The organism is Bacillus sp. AY2-1 (assembly GCF_008368965.1).
In the GTDB taxonomy this organism is placed as follows: Bacteria; Bacillota; Bacilli; order Bacillales; family Bacillaceae_G; genus Bacillus_A; species Bacillus_A thuringiensis_S.
In genome coordinates, this window is record NZ_QPEL01000031.1 from 114030 (window position 1) to 130027 (window position 15998).

The following is a 15998-nucleotide window of genomic DNA, read 5'->3' on the forward strand; positions in this document are numbered from 1 at the left end:
TTTTCAACAGATGAAGCGCCAAGAAGATGTTGTATATAAATTAGAATAAGAGAAGGGATGAGTTCTATGCTTACTCAAGAACAAATAATAAATGCATTAAAACATGTAGAGGATCCAGAGTTACACAAAAGTGTTGTAGAATTAAATATGGTTAGAAATATACAAATGAACGGAACAGAGGTTAAACTTGAAGTAGTACTAACAATACAAGGTTGTCCGTTAAAAGCAAAAATTCAACAAGATATTGAAGAATCACTTCACGCAATTGGTGCCTCTAAAGTGGATGTAACATTTGGTTCTATGACACAAGAAGAACGTGCAGCTTTAACAGAGAAGTTAAAGAAAAATAGTAGAACAGAAACTGGTATGCCGAGCATGCTTCGCCTTGATTCAGGAGTACGGTTTATTACTGTAACGAGTGGAAAAGGTGGAGTTGGAAAATCAACGGTGACAATTAATCTTGCAACTGCACTAGCTCGTATGGGCAAAAAAGTGGGGATATTAGATGCAGACATATATGGTTTTAGTATTCCAGCTATGATGGAAACGAATAAGAAACCAACGATGATTGATCAAACAGCAATTCCGGTCGTTAGTCACGGTGTTAAAATTATGTCGATGGGATTTTTTACGGAAGGAAATAACCCGGTTATGTGGCGCGGACCGATGTTAAATAAATGGATTCAAAATTTCCTTGCGAATACGCACTGGGGAGAATTAGATTATTTACTTCTTGATTTACCACCTGGTACAGGAGATGTTGCTATTGATGTTGCAGCAATGATCCCGCAGGCACAAGAAATTATCGTTACAACACCACACAATGTAGCTTCGTTCGTAGCATCTAGAGTAGGAGTTATGGCAAAGCATACGAAACACGAGATTTTAGGGATTGTAGAAAATATGGCTTATTATGAAGAGCAAGATGGATCGAAAAACTATCTCTTCGGAAAAGGTGGCGGCGAAATGCTTGCAGAACAATTGCAAACAGAAGTGATCGCGAAAATACCTTTTGCAAAACGAGAAGAAAATAACGGTTCATCTGTATATGATGAAGACTCTCTTGTAGGAGAAGTGTTTACATCGTTAGCTGAGGATATTATTTATAGAGGATAGAGGGGGAAGTTTAATATGGCATGTAACATTGATCATTCTATTGAAGATGTGATGAATAAGCTTGAAAGTCAAAAGAGTTTTTTACCTGAAGGGATCTTTAAAGAGTTAAAGAGTTTTTTGCAAGGTATTCATTCACAGAAATTATTAAATGATGTTTTTCACCTCCTAAAAAAGTATGATTTAGTCAGTGAGGAAGAACGAGAGACGAGAAACGCACAATTATTGTACATTTTGAATTAAGTACTCTTTGGCTTTAGAATTTTTTCAGAAGGGGTGAATGTAATGAATATGAAAAAGATGATTGAAATGGTAGAAGCAACTAAAGTGACTGACGAAGAATTATCGATTTCTACTTTACATCAAAAGCTTGTGAAGTTGTATAGTCAAAAAGATTGTGCAGAGTATACGGAGTTATTAAAATATATTTTATCATTATCCGTGCAGCTGAAGCTGAATCTCGTATTGAAATATTTTGGTGTGCGTCCGGTTGTTGCTGCAGACGAGCGTATGCAATTTCAAGAGATATTTAAATGCTTAGCTAAGAAAGATGAGAATGGGGAATGGTTTCTAAATTTTGTTTCTTTATATGTAGGGCTAATTGTAGTTCTTCATTTTGATGAGAAAGTGATTGAGAGCAATTTTTTTGATGATATGGTAGTGGGTGAATGTAATGAAATATAAGATTCTGCTCATAACGTTTTTCTATTTAAATGCTTTAATTGCGATTTTAGTTGGTTATATAAATATGAAGGCAATTAATTAAGAAAAAGGAATGAAACTAGTTGGATAAAAAGAGTTCTTCAGTTGTTTCCGTCGTTTTTTCGTGTTACTATTAATCGAATTTTTCATAAGGAGAGAAAGCGATGAAATGGATTTATTTTCTTATTATTAACGTTATAGCTTTTAGCCTTATGGGGCTTGATAAACGAAAAGCAAAGAAGAAACAGTGGAGAACGCCAGAAAGTACGTTGTTTTTATCGGCGGCAGCTGGAGGAGCAGTTGGAGCTTGGATCGGCATGTATATGTTTCATCATAAAACTCATAAAAAGAAATTTGTTTTCGGCATACCGTTACTTGTTGTAATAACGGTATGTTTATTATTCGTTGTATGAGAAATGTCGAAAGAAATGCAGATTGATTATTGGTAAAGTGAGCATGTGAGACCGTATAATGGAGAAAAAATGAGAAGAGGAGAAAAAGGAAGATGGGGAGTCAATCAGCAGAGCAAAAAAAAGGGATACTATATGCGGCTGGTGCTTACACGATGTGGGGAATTCTACCGATTTATTGGAAATGGGTTGAGGAAGTTCCAGCAGATGAAATATTAGTGCACCGCATCGTTTGGGCATTTGTTTTTATGTTACTTGTATTAGGTGTTACGAAGAGGTTTCGCCAGTTTATTGGGGAATTTGTGAATCTTTTTAAACGACCTAAATTATTAATGTCATTAACAATAGCTTCAGTCTTGATTAGCGGAAACTGGTTTGTTTACATATGGGCCGTTAATCATAATCATGTTATTGAAGCGAGTCTTGGCTATTATATTAATCCGCTTATTAGTATTTTACTTGGTACAGTCGTTTTAAAGGAAAAGTTAAACTTTTGGCAATATGTTGCAGTTGGTTTAGCAGGAGTAGGGGTTGTCATTTTAACAGTACGTTTCGGATCTATTCCGTGGGTTTCTCTTTCACTTGCCTTTTCATTTGGATTATACGGATTAACGAAAAAACTATTAAACTATGATGCTACAATTGGACTTACGATGGAAACCATGTTAGTGACGCCGTTTGCGATCATTTATCTTGTTATGACAGGAGCACATGGTTTCGGCTCATTTGGATCTATTTCAATGTTATCAACGTTACTTTTAATAGGAGCAGGTATTGTAACAGCATTACCACTATTTTATTTTGCAAAAGGAGCACAACTTATTCCGCTTTATATGGTGGGATTTTTACAATATATTGCGCCAACAATTAGCTTAATTTTAGGTGTATTTGTATTTGGTGAACATTTCACATCTACACATATGATTGCATTTTTCTGTATATGGGTTGCTTTATTTGTATTCTCGGTAGCGAAAACAAAGTTTTTAGTGCAGAAACAACCGAAATTTATAAAAAATAAATCAGCAAAAGTATCATAATGCGTAGTATTTTCTACGCATTTTTCTTTATACTTATATTATATAGAATTTCCATTATAGTCAGTAAGGAGCTGAGAACATGGAAACAATTTTACATAATGATCCGCTTATGGCAGCTGTAATTTCATGGTTTTTAGCACAATTAACGAAAGTAGTCTTTAAATTAGTTAAAACGGGTGAATTTGATTTTGCAAAGTTTTTTGCTTCAGGTGGGATGCCAAGTTCTCATGCTTCAACAGTTACAGCGCTTGCTACAGGAGTTGGAGTTGTGGAAGGTGTGGAAAGCTCGATGTTTGCGGTTGCTGCTATTTTTGCCATTATTGTTATGTATGATGCTTCAGGAGTAAGGCTTGCAGTAAGTAAACAAGCAAAAATATTGAATGACTTTTTTCACGGTAGAGAAACAGAATATAAGAAGTTAAATGAACTTGTTGGGCATACACCGTATGAAGTAGTAGTCGGTGCTTTATTAGGGATTATTGTCGGAGTAGGATATTGTTTATGAGCAGAACATTTTATATGTTCTGCTTTTCTTTGTTTTCATACATATTCAGCTACCTTTTTGAATATCGTTATACGGATTTCGAAAGGGTGGGTGAGTAACTTGTTATTATATGAAAAAGTGCATGAAGAAATAGCGAGAAGAACAACTGCACTTCAAACGATGCAACGGCAAGATGGTACGTGGCGGTTTTGTTTTGAAGGAGCGCCACTAACAGATTGTCATATGATTTTTTTATTAAAATTATTAGGTAGAGATAAAGAGATAGAACCGTTTGTAAAAAGATTAGCATCACTCCAAACAAATGAAGGAACATGGAAATTGTATGAAGATGAAGTGGGTGGTAATTTATCTGCTACAATTCAATCTTATGCTGCCTTACTTGCATCGGAAAAATATACAAAAGAAGATGCGAATATGAAGCGAGCGGAAATGTTTATAAATGAGCGCGGGGGGGTGGCGCGTGCTCATTTTATGACGAAGTTTTTATTAGCGATTCATGGAGAATATGAATATCCTTCTCTCTTTCATTTGCCAACACCAATAATGTTTCTGCAGAACGATTCCCCCCTCAGTATATTTGAATTGAGTAGCTCAGCACGTATCCATTTAATTCCGATGATGTTGTGTTTAAATAAAAGATTTCGAGTAGGGAAAAAGTTATTGCCAAATTTAAATCACATTGCAGGCGGGGGCGGAGAATGGTTTCGGGAGGATCGGTCTCCAGTTTTTCAAACGTTATTAAGTGAGGTGAAGAAAATTATAACGCATCCACTTTCTTTGCATCATAAAGGATATGAGGAAGTAGAACGTTTTATGAAAGAGCGTATTGATGAAAATGGAACATTATATAGTTACGCAACTGCCTCGTTTTATATGATTTATGCTTTACTTGCATTAGGGCATTCTATTCAATCGCCAATTATTCAGAAGGCTATAACGGGAATCGCATCTTATATATGGAAGATGGAGAGAGGGAGCCATTTGCAAAACTCTCCGTCAACTGTATGGGATACAGCTTTACTCAGTTATGCTTTGCAAGAAGCTCAAGTTCCGAAAGCAAGTAAAGTGATTCAAAATGCATCAGCGTATTTACTAAGAAAACAGCAAACGAAGAAAGTAGATTGGAGTGTACATGCACCGAATCTATTCCCAGGTGGTTGGGGCTTTTCGGATGTGAATACGATGATTCCAGATATTGATGATACAACTGCTGTGTTAAGAGCACTGGCGCGAAGTAGAGGGGACGAAAATGTAGATAATGCTTGGAAGAGAGCGGTTAATTGGGTTAAAGGATTGCAAAATAATGATGGTGGTTGGGGAGCTTTTGAAAAAGGGGTAACGAGCCGTATATTAGCAAATTTACCAATCGAAAATGCAAGTGATATGATTACAGATCCTTCTACACCAGATATTACAGGAAGAGTGCTAGAGTTTTTTGGGACATATGCGCAAAATGAATTGCCCGAGAAACAAAAACAAAGTGCGATAAATTGGTTAATGAATGTACAAGAGGAAAATGGATCATGGTATGGGAAATGGGGAATTTGTTATATATATGGTACATGGGCAGTGTTGACTGGTTTACGGTCACTAGGAATACCATCTAGCGATCCATCATTAAAACGAGCAGCTTTATGGCTTGAACATATACAGCATGAAGATGGTGGCTGGGGAGAATCTTGCCAAAGTAGTGTGGAAAAAAGATTTGTTACTTTGCCGTTTAGTACACCATCACAAACGGCATGGGCGTTAGATGCTCTCATTTCTTACTATGAAAAAGAAACACCAATCATTCGAAAAGGTATTTCATATTTGCTCTCCAACCCTTATGTAAATGAAAAATATCCTACTGGAACAGGTTTACCAGGTGGGTTTTATATTCGTTATCATAGTTATGCTCATATATATCCGTTGCTTACTTTGGCTCATTATACAAAAAAATATAGAAAATAAACCGAGAGATGTCTCTCGGTTTATTTTGTTGGGTAGTAGGTCCCTTTTGAAAAGAATAAGGTTGTGATGTACCTTATTTTTCGGTTGACTGGCGTTTTTGACGTGCATCAGCGGCATTTGCACGTGCGTTTGCTTCTAAGTCATTGTGGTCAGCGAGTTCGCGAGAGAACTCAACATCAATGCCATCAGTTGCTTTGCTTTGTTTGAAATTCTTTTTGTTCATTCGACACAATCTCCTTGCGTTTATGCGACGTTGCAAAGTTAGTTTGACACAAATAGACTTTTTTATACAAAGAGGAATTGGAAAGCAAAAAGCCGAAATATACAGTATAAGTAATAGAAATGGGGGATAGGAATGGAGTTTTTAAATGGGAAAACAGCTGTTGTAACAGGAGCTGCACAGGGAATTGGAAAAGAGATTGCAAGGGTTTATGCAAAACTAGGGGCGAAAGTATTAATTAGCGATGTAAATGAAGAGAATCTACAAAAGACGACACGTGAGTTATCAGATGAAGGATATGAAGTGTGCTCATATCGATGTGATGTGAGTAATCAAAATGAAGCAAAGTCGTTAATTGAATATGCGGTTCAAAAATTTGGTACATTACATATTTTGGTGAATAATGCTGGAATTACAAGAGACGCAATGTTACATAAAATGGAGAAGTCTGCTTGGGAACAAGTATTACAAGTGAACTTAACTGGAGTTTTTTATTGTATGCAACCAGCGCTTCTTTACATGAGACAACAAGGGTATGGACGCATTATTAACATATCTTCAATTAGTAGAGAAGGAAACATAGGTCAAGCAAATTATGCGGCTACAAAGGCAGGAGTTGTAGGATTAACAAAAACAGCAGCGAAAGAAGTTGGAAGTTTCGGTATTACTTGTAATGCGATTTGTCCGGGGTTTATGGATACAGATATGACAAAAACGATACCAGATAAAGTGAAAGAAAAGATGGTGGGCGCTATTCCAGTTGGTAGAATTGGAACGCCAGAAGATATTGCGAACGCAGCAGCCTTTTTAGCATCAGAATACGCATCTTATATTACAGGTGAAGTATTAAATGTGAGCGGAGGACTGCAAGTTTAAAGGAATACATAATGAAAAGAACCTGACCAGGTAAGTCAGGTTCTTTCTCATTAATTTAAGTTAAGCCAAACGCTCTTCACTTCTGTATAGTTATTTAATGCGTAAGATCCCATTTCACGGCCGAGACCAGATTGTTTAAATCCTCCAAATGGAGATGCTGCATCAAAGACGTTATAACAGTTTACCCATACTGTACCTGCACGTACTTTACTTGCAACATAGTGTGCAGTTTTAACATTTTCTGTCCATACACCGGCAGCTAAGCCAAATTGAGATTTATTCGCACGTTCAATTACTTCATCAATATCGTTAAACGGTATTGCAGAAATAACTGGACCGAAAATTTCTTCTTTTGCGATCGTCATTTCGTCATTTACGTCAGCGAATACTGTAGGAGAAACGAAGTAGCCTTGATCGAATGGATTATTTCCTCCGCAAAGTACTTCAGCGCCTTCTTCAATCCCTTTTTCAATGAAGCCCATTACACGTTTTTGTTGTTCTTCGGAAACGAGAGGACCGATTGTAGTTTCTGGACTTAGACCAGCGCCTTGATTTAATTTTTTAGAATAAAGGACGAGATCAGCCATGACATTATCATACATTTTCTTCGGAACAAATAAGCGTGATCCAGCAGAGCATACTTGTCCTTGGTTAAACATAACACCAGAAAGTGCACCAGGAATCGCGCGAGATAAATCAGCATCTGGCAAGATGATATTTGGTGATTTACCGCCTAACTCAAGTGTAACGCGTTTTAATGATTCGGATGCTTGTCGCATAATTTGTTTACCGACAGGAGTAGAACCGGTAAATGCAATTTTATCAACGAGTGGATGATTAACGAGAGCTTGTCCAGCTGATTCACCGAATCCAGGTACGATATTAATAACACCTTTCGGGAATCCAGCTTCTTCAATTAATTCAGCTAAGTATAGAGCAGATAGTGGAGTTTGTTCTGCAGGTTTTAAAACGATTGTACATCCTGTAGCAAGCGCTGCTCCCATTTTCCACATTGCCATAAGAAGCGGGAAGTTCCAAGGGATAATTTGACCAACGACACCAACAGCTTCATGGCGTGTATAGTTAAAGTAATCACCGGAAACAGGAATTGTTTGACCAACGATTTTCGTAGCCCAGCCAGCGTAATAGCGCATATGCTCAATTGCAAGTGGTATGTCTGCTGCCATTGTTTCACGGATTGGCTTTCCGTTATCTAATGTTTCGAGCTGTGCAAGCTCTTCTTTATGTTCTTCCATTAAATCAGCTAACTTGTACATGAGACGGCTTCGCTCAGCAGTGCTCATACGAGACCAAGGACCTTCGTCAAAAGCCATACGAGCTGCGACTACAGCTTTATGAATATCTTCACGACCAGCTTCAGAAACGACGGCAAGTGTTTCACCAGTTGCTGGGTTAGGTGTTTTAAATGTTTTTCCGGAAGCGCTTTCAATGAAAGATCCATTCACATATAACTTTTTTGTACCTTGAAGAAAATTTTCTACCTTTTCATGAAGATTTACAGCTAGTTGACTCATTGTATAACCCCCTTGAAAATATAATGTAAACGCAGTACGAGACGGCGCTTATTCCGAAATCAAGGATGTGGAAACTAGATGGAAAGCCTCTAATTAAAATCATAATTAATAAATACTGAAAATTCAAATTTCATTTGTGTTACAATTGTAAAAAATATGTAATGTAACAGAACCTTCTATATGATTGTAAAAAATCCTGCTTGTTTTTGCTTTCTAGTAGGAAAAACTAGAAGAACAATGGTACAATAATACATCGTGAGAGGAGGGGGAAAAATGAAAGATTATCATGATGATCCACGCTTTCGAATAGCCCATAGAGAAGCGTTAATTGGTCTTGGACTTGCTATTATTAATTTTATAATATGGTACGGATTCGCTTATGGGCTTGGTAGTAAAAATCCGAGTGAATATACATATGTATTCGGTTTTCCCGCATGGTTTTTTTATAGCTGTATCGTTGGATTTATCGTTATGGTTATTTTACTTAGTTTAGTTGTTCGTTTTGTATTTCAAGATATTTCACTCGATGAGGAAGAAAAAAGTGAGGAATAATAGATGAATTGGTATGTAATCATTCCAATGATAATTTCGTTTATCGTTGTATTTTTAATTGGTGTATATGCTTCAAGACGCGTGCAAGCAACTGCTCATAATAAATTTTTACAAGAATATTTTCTAGGTGGGCGTGAGCTAGGCGGTTTATTATTAGCGATGACAATGATTGCTACGTACGGTAGTGCAAGTAGCTTTATTGGTGGCCCTGGTATTGCTTACAATATGGGGCTTGGATGGGTACTGTTATCTGCGATTCAAGTTGTAACAGGGTATATCGTTTTAACGGTTATCGGTAAAAAGTTTGCAATTATCGCTAGGAAGATGGAAGCAATTACTCTTATCGATTATTTAAAAGGGAGATACAATAATAAAGCAGTTGTTATACTCTCTGCGTTATGTATTATTATCTTTTTATTTTCGGCGACAGTAGCCCAGTGGGTCGGCGGTGGACGATTAATTGAGTCACTAACGGGTCTATCGTATACAACAGCACTATTTTTATTTACTTTTTCTGTACTTGTGTACGTATTAATTGGTGGATTTCGTGCAGTCGCGCTATCAGATACATTATTAGGAATCATTATGTTAGTTGGAACGACAATCATTTTAATTGCTACTGTCATTGCTGGTGGTGGAATTGAAAAGATTATGCAGGAACTTGTTCAAATTAATCCAAATTTAATTACACCATTCGGAGCAGATGGCAGTTTAACGAAATCATATGTTACATCATTTTGGATTTTAATTGGAATTGGCGTTGTAGGTTTACCGCAAATTAGCGTGCGTGCCATGTCTTATAAAAATTCAAAAGCTATGCACCAAGCTTTAATAATTGGAACAGTTGTCGTTGGTACAATTATGATCGGTATGCATTTAACAGGTGTATTTGCAAGAGTAGTACTTCCAGGTATAACGGTACCAGATAAAGTAATGCCGCTACTTGCGATGGAAGTGTTGCCACCGTGGTTAGCTGGAGTTTTCTTAGCCGCACCAATGGCAGCGATTATGTCTACAGTAAACTCTTTATTATTACTTGTAAGCTCGTCAATTATTAAAGATATATACGTAAATTACATAAAGAAAGATGCAGCAGACAGTACGATAAAAAAAGGAAGTTTGTGGATTACTGGTATTGTAGGACTACTCGTTTATGCAGCGGCGATTAAACCACCAGATTTTTTAATATGGCTAAATTTATTTTCTTTCGGTGGATTAGAAGCAGCATTCATTTGGCCAATCGTATTAGGGTTATATTGGAGGAAAGGAAATGCTACAGGAGCGCTTGCTTCCATTTTCGTTGGAGTAGGTTCATATATGTGTATTCATCTTTTCTATCCAAATCCGTTCGGTATACATACAGTTGTCTTCCCAATTTGTTTTGCGTTTATCGCTTATGTTATTGGAAGTATGAGTGCTGTAAAAAAAACAGTATAGGTTAGCTGAAGAACGTAGTCCTTATAGGACTGCGTTTTTTCGTATGAAATTGTTCTTTTTTATTCTGTATACCAATTGTTATTCATAAATTAATAACAATTGAGGGGATGGAGTTGAGGTCGATGAAAAAAGTATTATTTTTAGGAGACCCAGGAATTGATGACTCTTTAGCAATTATGTATGGATTGTTGCATCCTGATATTGATATTGTTGGTGTAGTAACGGGATATGGAAATGTAACACAAGAAAAGGCGACAAGTAATGCCGCATATTTGCTGCAAATGGCAGGACGGGAAGATATACCTGTTATTAATGGTGCAAAAATCCCTTTATCCGGAGATGTTACGACGTATTATCCAGAAATTCATGGGGCAGACGGTTTAGGACCAATTAAACCTCCAAAAACTTTTTCACCAAATATAAAGTCTTTTTGTACATTTTTTGATCTTCTTGAAAAATATAAAGGAGAATTAATAATAGTCGATGCTGGTAGATCAACAACGTTAGCGACAGCATTTATTTTAGAAAAGCCGATGATGAAGTATGTGAAAGAATATTATATAATGGGCGGTGCTTTTTTAATGCCTGGCAATGTAACACCAGTCGCAGAGGCGAATTTTCATGGTGATCCCATTGCGTCACAATTAGTCATGCAAAATGCCAAAAATGTGACATTAGTACCACTTAACGTTACATCGGAAGCAATTATTACACCGGAAATGGTAAAATATATTACGAAACACTCTAAAACGAGTTTTAATAAGTTAATCGAGCCGATATTTACGTATTATTATAAAGCTTATAGAAAGTTAAATCCGAAAATAAAAGGAAGTCCAGTGCATGACGTCGTTACAATGATGGTTGCGGCAAATCCATCCCTTTTAGATTATGTATATCGTCGTGTCGATGTAGATACAGCTGGAATTGCAAAAGGAGAAAGTATTGCAGATTTCCGTCCTCAACCTGATGCAAAAGCCTTGAAAAATTGGGTGCGAATTGGTTGGTCATTACATTATAAAAAATTTCTTGAGGATTTTGTGAAAATCATGACGTAGACATAATAGGAGTATACAAGTTAAAATAATGGAGATGGTTATTCAAATGACCATCTCCATTATTTTGTTTTTTAATGATAAATAGAGAAGAGTTATACAATAGGAGAGGAATTTTACTTGAAAAAAACTATGGTATGCGCAGTAATTGTGGGTATTTTCGTTTTGCTAATATCGGGTAACTTTTTAGTGAAAAAAGTATGGAGTTCAAATAATGATGATGCACAGTATATTGCATCTTTTATTGAAGAACATAAAGATGAAAAAAATAGTGCACTTCTAGTAAAGAGAAATGATAAAGTTGTTTATTCTGTAAATCCCAATGTTGTATTGCCAGTCGCTAGTACGATGAAATTAATTGTGGCGCTTGAATATACGAAACAAGTTACTGAAGGGAAAATTGATTCGTCTAGTTTCGTTTCGATTAATGATGTGAATCGTTATTATGTTCCGAATACAGATGGGGGTGCACAAGATAGATGGCAAAAGTATTTGGAGAAGACAGGCAAGATAACTGAAGGAGCGGTTTCTTTAGAAGAAGTGGCAAAAGGAATGGTTAAGTTTAGTTCGAATGCGAATGCTGAATACTTAATGGAATTGTTAGGATTAGATAACATTAATCGGAATTTACAAAGTTTATCACTTCCTGCACATCAACCACTATTTCCAATCGTTTCATCTTTATATATCCCGGGATATTTGCATAAAGAATTGCATGTTCCAAAATATAAAATAGAAAAAAAGTTAAAAGAAATGTCTCAAGAGCAATATCGTGAATATGCGATGAATATTCATGAACGCTTAAAGAAGAAGGGACCATTATTACAGAAGGAAATTCCGCTTTATTTAGAGGAACGTTACGACAAAATTTGGTCAGATAGATTACCAGCAGCTTCCGCAAATGATTATATGGTATTACTTCAAAAAGCAAACCATAAAGGCGGCTTGACAGAGGCTGAAGAAAAAGTATGGGCAAATATCGTTGAAACAGACATGAGTGCCAAGAAATACCGTAAAACATTTAGACATGCTGGGCAAAAGAATGGTTACACACCATGGACGGTGACAAAAGCAGTTTACGCTATGGATAAACGTGGAAACTGTACAGAAATTGTGTTTTTAGCGAATAATTTAAATGAAGACGATAGTGCAGAAATACGGAAGCATTTAGCAAACTTACATTTCCAAGTGTTGCAAAGTGATAAGTATGATGCGACTTTTATTAAATAAACTCGGTGCAGAGAGCACCGAGTTTATTTTTATGTACAAGCACTTTTTTTCTATCTCTGGGTATGATGGGTAGTAATACTTAGGTGAGAGGGGAAAAGGTGATGAAACAGAGTAAGGAAGAGTTTATAAAGAGTGAAGGCGCTGATTTCCCTGGAAAAACATATGTGGATTGTGTATTACAACATGTATTTGATTTTCAACGAAATTACTTATTGAAAGATATGTTTCAAGTGCATAAAGCACATATTACGATGTTGACTGAAGAAAGTTTAATGAAAATAGAAGAAGCTAAAGTTATATTAAACGCACTTAGAAAAGTAGAGCGAATACCAAAAGATAAATTGGTATATACAGAGCAGCATGAAGACCTCTTTTTTTTAGTCGAACATTTAATTTCTCAAGAAGCGAAATGCGATTTTGTAAGTAATATGCATATTGGTAGGAGTAGAAATGATATGGGTGTAACGATGTATCGCATGAGTTTAAGGCGATATGTAATACGGTTAATGGAGCATCATTTGTTATTGCAAGAAAGTATATTACAACTTGCCGATGATCACAAGGAAACGATTATGCCAGCTTATACACATACACAACCAGCACAGCCAACAACATTTGGTCATTATACTTTAGCAATTTATGATACGATGCAAAGAGATTTAGAACGAATGAAAAAAACGTACCAACTTTTAAATCAGTCTCCAATGGGGGCGGCTGCACTCTCTACAACAAGTTTCCCGATTAAACGAGAACGAGTTGCTCATCTACTTGGATTTACAAATGTAATTGAGAACTCATATGATGCTGTTGCCGGGGCGGATTATTTATTGGAAGTTAGCTCGCTACTTATGGTAATGATGACGAACACGAGTAGATGGATTCATGACTTTTTGTTGTTAGCAACGAAAGAATATGACGGTATTACTGTTGCAAAGCCATATGTACAAATCAGTAGTATAATGCCGCAAAAACGAAATCCAGTTTCAATTGAACACGCTCGTGCAATTACGAGTGGTGCTTTAGGAGAAGCATTTACAGTATTTCAAATGATCCATAATACGCCATTTGGTGATATTGTCGATACGGAAGATGACTTGCAGCCGTATTTATATAAAGGAATTGGAAAGACCATTCGTGTTTTTTGTATGATGAATGCAGTTGTTCGAACGATGAAAGTAGAAGAAGAAACGTTGAAAAGTCGTTCCTATAAACATGCAATTACGATAACTGATTTCGCAGATGTTTTAACAAAAAATTATGACATTCCATTTCGGCAGGCGCATCATGCAGCAAGTGTTATTGCGAAAATGTCATTGGAGCAACAAAAGGAGCTGCATGAATTACATTTAAAAGATGTAAATATATACTTACAAGAAAAGTTTAAAATACATTTATTAGAAAAAGAGTGGGAAGAAATTGTATCGCCAGAAGCTTTTATTCAAAAAAGAAATGTATACGGTGGACCGAGTAAAAAAGAAATGGAGCGCATGATTAAAAATCGAAAAGAGTCATTTCAAAATGAAGAAGAGGTATTTGAAAGGGAAAAACAAAGAATTTTACAAGCTGAAACGAATTTGAATTCATTAACTTTGAATATTGTTGAATCGTAAAAGAGGAATTTAGTGAATTAATCGCCAATACTTTATGAAACTATAAATAGAGAGAAGAGATTGTCGATGATTCAATTATATGTATATGAAGAGATTTTTCATTTTAAAGAAGATGTTACAACATTTCTAGAAAAGAATGAGCAGGAAAACAATCTCATATTAGGTGTATTACAAATGGTCCAGGAACCGATATTTATGGGGATAGCGAAACAAGGAGAAGAAATTGCCGTTGTATTTCTGCAAACAGAAGAGAAGAAACAAATCATTGTTGCAACTTCTGAAATCGCAGGAGTAGCTATTGAGGAACTTGCAAAAGAGTTAACGAAAGTATACCCGGATATTCCTGGATTGATCGGTAATAAGAAAATTGTACAGAAATTAGCGGAAGAGATTGCGGTATTAGAAAATAAGAAAACGAATGTTGCAATGGAGCAAGGTGTGTATGAGCTGAACAGAGTAAAGAAGAGGTGTAATGCGAACGGACTTTTCCGGGCAGTAAATAATGATGAATTACCATTAATAGAACAGTGGATATATCAATTTTGTGAAGATGTAAAGCTTCCTACTACGAAAGAAGAAGCAAAACAAACTGCGCATACATTAATAACTACAAATCGACTGTTTGGTTTGGAAGTGGATAGGAAACTCGTTTCTGTAGCTGCAAAAACGAGACCAACTAAAAATAATATAACAGTTAATTTTGTATATACGCCGAAAGAAGCAAGGAAAAAGGGATACGCATCTAATTGTGTAGCGGCACTTAGTCAACGTATGTTAGATGAAGGGTACAAGACGACTACGTTATATACTGATCTAGCGAATCCGACATCTAATAAAATTTATCAAGAAATCGGTTATGAGCAAATTGCGGAGTCTGTGCTTATATTTTTAGAGAAGTAGAACAAAAAGGTGTGCTAAAATAGCACGCCTTTTTATTATTCATCAATCCTAATAACCTCGCCTTGAGGGAAGTCCTCAGTTTCTAGTAAGTTACGAATAGCTTTCGCAACATATTCAGGTGATAATAGTTTTCCTTCTTCTTTTAATGCAATGAAGCGGTCCAAATTTATAAAATCTTCTTTATTTGTTTCACGAATTTGTGATTGCATATTTGTATCAACAACACCAGGTGCAAAAGCGACGATTTTTACTGGATATTCTTTTTCTACTTCTTCAGTTGCTACGCACTGTGTAAACATATTTACACCAGCTTTCGTTGTGCAATAAGCGCCCCAGCCAAAGTAAGGATTTTTTCCTGCACCAGATGAAATGTTAATAACGCGTTTATCTACTTTCCAGCCTTTCGTATGCTTCATAAACGTAGATGTAAGAATCATAGGTGCAAGTAAATTAATGTGAACGTTCGTAATGAATTGTTCGCTTTCAGCTTTTTCGATTGGCTTCATAGGTGCAACTGTACCCGCATTATTAATTAAATGAATAGAGGATACATTTTCTTTTCTAATAGATGAAATGATCTCTTTAAAGTTAGTTTCTAAGTTATGTACATCTTGAAGATCTAGGGAATGAAAAATGCAATTGCTGTTATATTGTTCTGCAAGTTTAGTAAGCTCTTTATTTTCTCTTCTAGAAATAGAGATGACAGTTGTATTTTTTTCTAATAATTGCGTGGCAATAGCTTCCCCTAAACCTTGTGAAGTTCCTGTTATAATAACATAGCGCATAGTTTTATAAACTCCTCTCATATGTGCGGAATTTTGTTGGACAACGTACATCCCATAGGTTGTCTACATTTTATAGTATAG

General features: G+C 36.1%; 17 protein-coding genes. 14 read left to right on the forward strand and 3 right to left on the reverse strand.

All coding sequences use genetic code 11. From position 1 onward, the window contains the following. The first annotated feature begins 66 nt into the window (after positions 1–66). The 7 genes from DN403_RS09010 to DN403_RS09040 all read left to right on the forward strand — a co-directional run bounded on the left by DN403_RS09010 (position 67) and on the right by DN403_RS09040 (position 5720). Complete coding sequence (locus DN403_RS09010) at positions 67–1116, forward strand: P-loop NTPase (RefSeq protein ID WP_000957495.1); 1050 nt, start codon at positions 67–69, stop codon at positions 1114–1116. A gap of 15 nt (positions 1117–1131) precedes the next feature. After that, positions 1132–1356: a hypothetical protein gene (locus DN403_RS09015; protein ID WP_000752380.1), complete on the forward strand. Its 225-nt coding sequence runs from the start codon at positions 1132–1134 to the stop codon at positions 1354–1356. Positions 1357–1398: 42 nt separating this feature from the next. Further along, positions 1399–1797 carry a hypothetical protein gene (locus DN403_RS09020; RefSeq protein WP_001056281.1) on the forward strand — a complete coding sequence of 133 codons (399 nt, stop codon included), beginning with the start codon at positions 1399–1401 and terminating at the stop codon, positions 1795–1797. A 182-nt stretch (positions 1798–1979) separates the two neighbouring features. Next, complete coding sequence (locus tag DN403_RS09025) at positions 1980–2228, forward strand: DUF1294 domain-containing protein (RefSeq protein ID WP_000871349.1); 249 nt, start codon at positions 1980–1982, stop codon at positions 2226–2228. Positions 2229–2320: 92 nt separating this feature from the next. After that, entirely contained in the window at positions 2321–3262 is a 942-nt protein-coding gene (gene rarD, locus DN403_RS09030) for an EamA family transporter RarD (RefSeq protein WP_000535543.1), read from the forward strand. A 79-nt stretch (positions 3263–3341) separates the two neighbouring features. Then, a complete protein-coding gene (locus DN403_RS09035) occupies positions 3342–3767 on the forward strand; it encodes a divergent PAP2 family protein (protein ID WP_000447819.1) in 426 nt (141 codons plus the stop codon). Between the two features lie 99 nt (positions 3768–3866). Next, on the forward strand, positions 3867–5720 hold the full coding sequence (locus tag DN403_RS09040; protein ID WP_149185398.1) for a terpene cyclase/mutase family protein: 1854 nt from the start codon (positions 3867–3869) through the stop codon (positions 5718–5720). A gap of 73 nt (positions 5721–5793) precedes the next feature. On the opposite strand, the gene DN403_RS09045 is transcribed toward DN403_RS09040, so the two are convergent. Further along, positions 5794–5943 carry a YfhD family protein gene (locus DN403_RS09045; protein ID WP_001035815.1) on the reverse strand — a complete coding sequence of 50 codons (150 nt, stop codon included), beginning with the start codon at positions 5941–5943 and terminating at the stop codon, positions 5794–5796. Positions 5944–6075: 132 nt separating this feature from the next. Here DN403_RS09045 and fabG point away from each other — a divergent pair, with 132 nt between their 5' ends. Then, a complete protein-coding gene (gene fabG, locus DN403_RS09050; protein ID WP_000395038.1) occupies positions 6076–6816 on the forward strand; it encodes a 3-oxoacyl-ACP reductase FabG in 741 nt (246 codons plus the stop codon). Between the two features lie 50 nt (positions 6817–6866). Here fabG and dhaS read toward each other — a convergent pair whose 3' ends face one another. Beyond that, positions 6867–8351: an aldehyde dehydrogenase DhaS gene (dhaS, locus tag DN403_RS09055; RefSeq protein ID WP_000080306.1), complete on the reverse strand. Its 1485-nt coding sequence runs from the start codon at positions 8349–8351 to the stop codon at positions 6867–6869. Positions 8352–8624: 273 nt separating this feature from the next. On the opposite strand from dhaS, the gene DN403_RS09060 reads away from it, so the two are divergent. The 6 genes from DN403_RS09060 to DN403_RS09085 all read left to right on the forward strand — a co-directional run bounded on the left by DN403_RS09060 (position 8625) and on the right by DN403_RS09085 (position 15132). Next, on the forward strand, positions 8625–8903 hold the full coding sequence (locus DN403_RS09060) for a YhdT family protein (protein ID WP_000656241.1): 279 nt from the start codon (positions 8625–8627) through the stop codon (positions 8901–8903). 3 nt (positions 8904–8906) lie between these two features. Continuing rightward, positions 8907–10340: a sodium/pantothenate symporter gene (gene panF, locus DN403_RS09065; RefSeq protein WP_001104822.1), complete on the forward strand. Its 1434-nt coding sequence runs from the start codon at positions 8907–8909 to the stop codon at positions 10338–10340. Positions 10341–10462: 122 nt separating this feature from the next. Then, a complete protein-coding gene (locus DN403_RS09070; RefSeq protein WP_000756467.1) occupies positions 10463–11395 on the forward strand; it encodes a nucleoside hydrolase in 933 nt (310 codons plus the stop codon). A 117-nt stretch (positions 11396–11512) separates the two neighbouring features. Beyond that, positions 11513–12622 carry a serine hydrolase gene (locus DN403_RS09075; RefSeq protein WP_000753478.1) on the forward strand — a complete coding sequence of 370 codons (1110 nt, stop codon included), beginning with the start codon at positions 11513–11515 and terminating at the stop codon, positions 12620–12622. Between the two features lie 101 nt (positions 12623–12723). Further along, positions 12724–14232, forward strand: coding sequence for an argininosuccinate lyase (gene argH / locus DN403_RS09080; protein ID WP_149185399.1), 1509 nt, complete (start codon positions 12724–12726; stop codon positions 14230–14232). A gap of 66 nt (positions 14233–14298) precedes the next feature. After that, positions 14299–15132, forward strand: coding sequence for a GNAT family N-acetyltransferase (locus tag DN403_RS09085; RefSeq protein ID WP_000615513.1), 834 nt, complete (start codon positions 14299–14301; stop codon positions 15130–15132). A 35-nt stretch (positions 15133–15167) separates the two neighbouring features. Here the strand turns inward: DN403_RS09085 and DN403_RS09090 are convergent, their stop codons facing one another. Beyond that, positions 15168–15917, reverse strand: a complete 750-nt coding sequence (locus DN403_RS09090; protein WP_001271058.1) for a (S)-benzoin forming benzil reductase — start codon at positions 15915–15917, stop codon at positions 15168–15170. Positions 15918–15998 lie beyond the last annotated feature (81 nt).

What these genes read in the sequence shown, in the direction of transcription:
- DN403_RS09010 (WP_000957495.1), top strand. Translation starts at nt 67, where the DNA reads ATGCTTACTCAAGAACAAATAATAAATGCATTAAAACATGTAGAGGAT.
- DN403_RS09015 (WP_000752380.1), top strand. Translation starts at nt 1,132, where the DNA reads ATGGCATGTAACATTGATCATTCTATTGAAGATGTGATGAATAAGCTT.
- DN403_RS09020 (WP_001056281.1), top strand. Translation starts at nt 1,399, where the DNA reads ATGAATATGAAAAAGATGATTGAAATGGTAGAAGCAACTAAAGTGACT.
- DN403_RS09025 (WP_000871349.1), top strand. Translation starts at nt 1,980, where the DNA reads ATGAAATGGATTTATTTTCTTATTATTAACGTTATAGCTTTTAGCCTT.
- rarD (WP_000535543.1), top strand. Translation starts at nt 2,321, where the DNA reads ATGGGGAGTCAATCAGCAGAGCAAAAAAAAGGGATACTATATGCGGCT.
- DN403_RS09035 (WP_000447819.1), top strand. Translation starts at nt 3,342, where the DNA reads ATGGAAACAATTTTACATAATGATCCGCTTATGGCAGCTGTAATTTCA.
- DN403_RS09045 (WP_001035815.1), bottom strand. Translation starts at nt 5,943, where the DNA reads ATGAACAAAAAGAATTTCAAACAAAGCAAAGCAACTGATGGCATTGAT.
- fabG (WP_000395038.1), top strand. Translation starts at nt 6,076, where the DNA reads ATGGAGTTTTTAAATGGGAAAACAGCTGTTGTAACAGGAGCTGCACAG.
- dhaS (WP_000080306.1), bottom strand. Translation starts at nt 8,351, where the DNA reads ATGAGTCAACTAGCTGTAAATCTTCATGAAAAGGTAGAAAATTTTCTT.
- DN403_RS09060 (WP_000656241.1), top strand. Translation starts at nt 8,625, where the DNA reads ATGAAAGATTATCATGATGATCCACGCTTTCGAATAGCCCATAGAGAA.
- panF (WP_001104822.1), top strand. Translation starts at nt 8,907, where the DNA reads ATGAATTGGTATGTAATCATTCCAATGATAATTTCGTTTATCGTTGTA.
- DN403_RS09070 (WP_000756467.1), top strand. Translation starts at nt 10,463, where the DNA reads ATGAAAAAAGTATTATTTTTAGGAGACCCAGGAATTGATGACTCTTTA.
- argH (WP_149185399.1), top strand. Translation starts at nt 12,724, where the DNA reads ATGAAACAGAGTAAGGAAGAGTTTATAAAGAGTGAAGGCGCTGATTTC.
- DN403_RS09085 (WP_000615513.1), top strand. Translation starts at nt 14,299, where the DNA reads ATGATTCAATTATATGTATATGAAGAGATTTTTCATTTTAAAGAAGAT.
- DN403_RS09090 (WP_001271058.1), bottom strand. Translation starts at nt 15,917, where the DNA reads ATGCGCTATGTTATTATAACAGGAACTTCACAAGGTTTAGGGGAAGCT.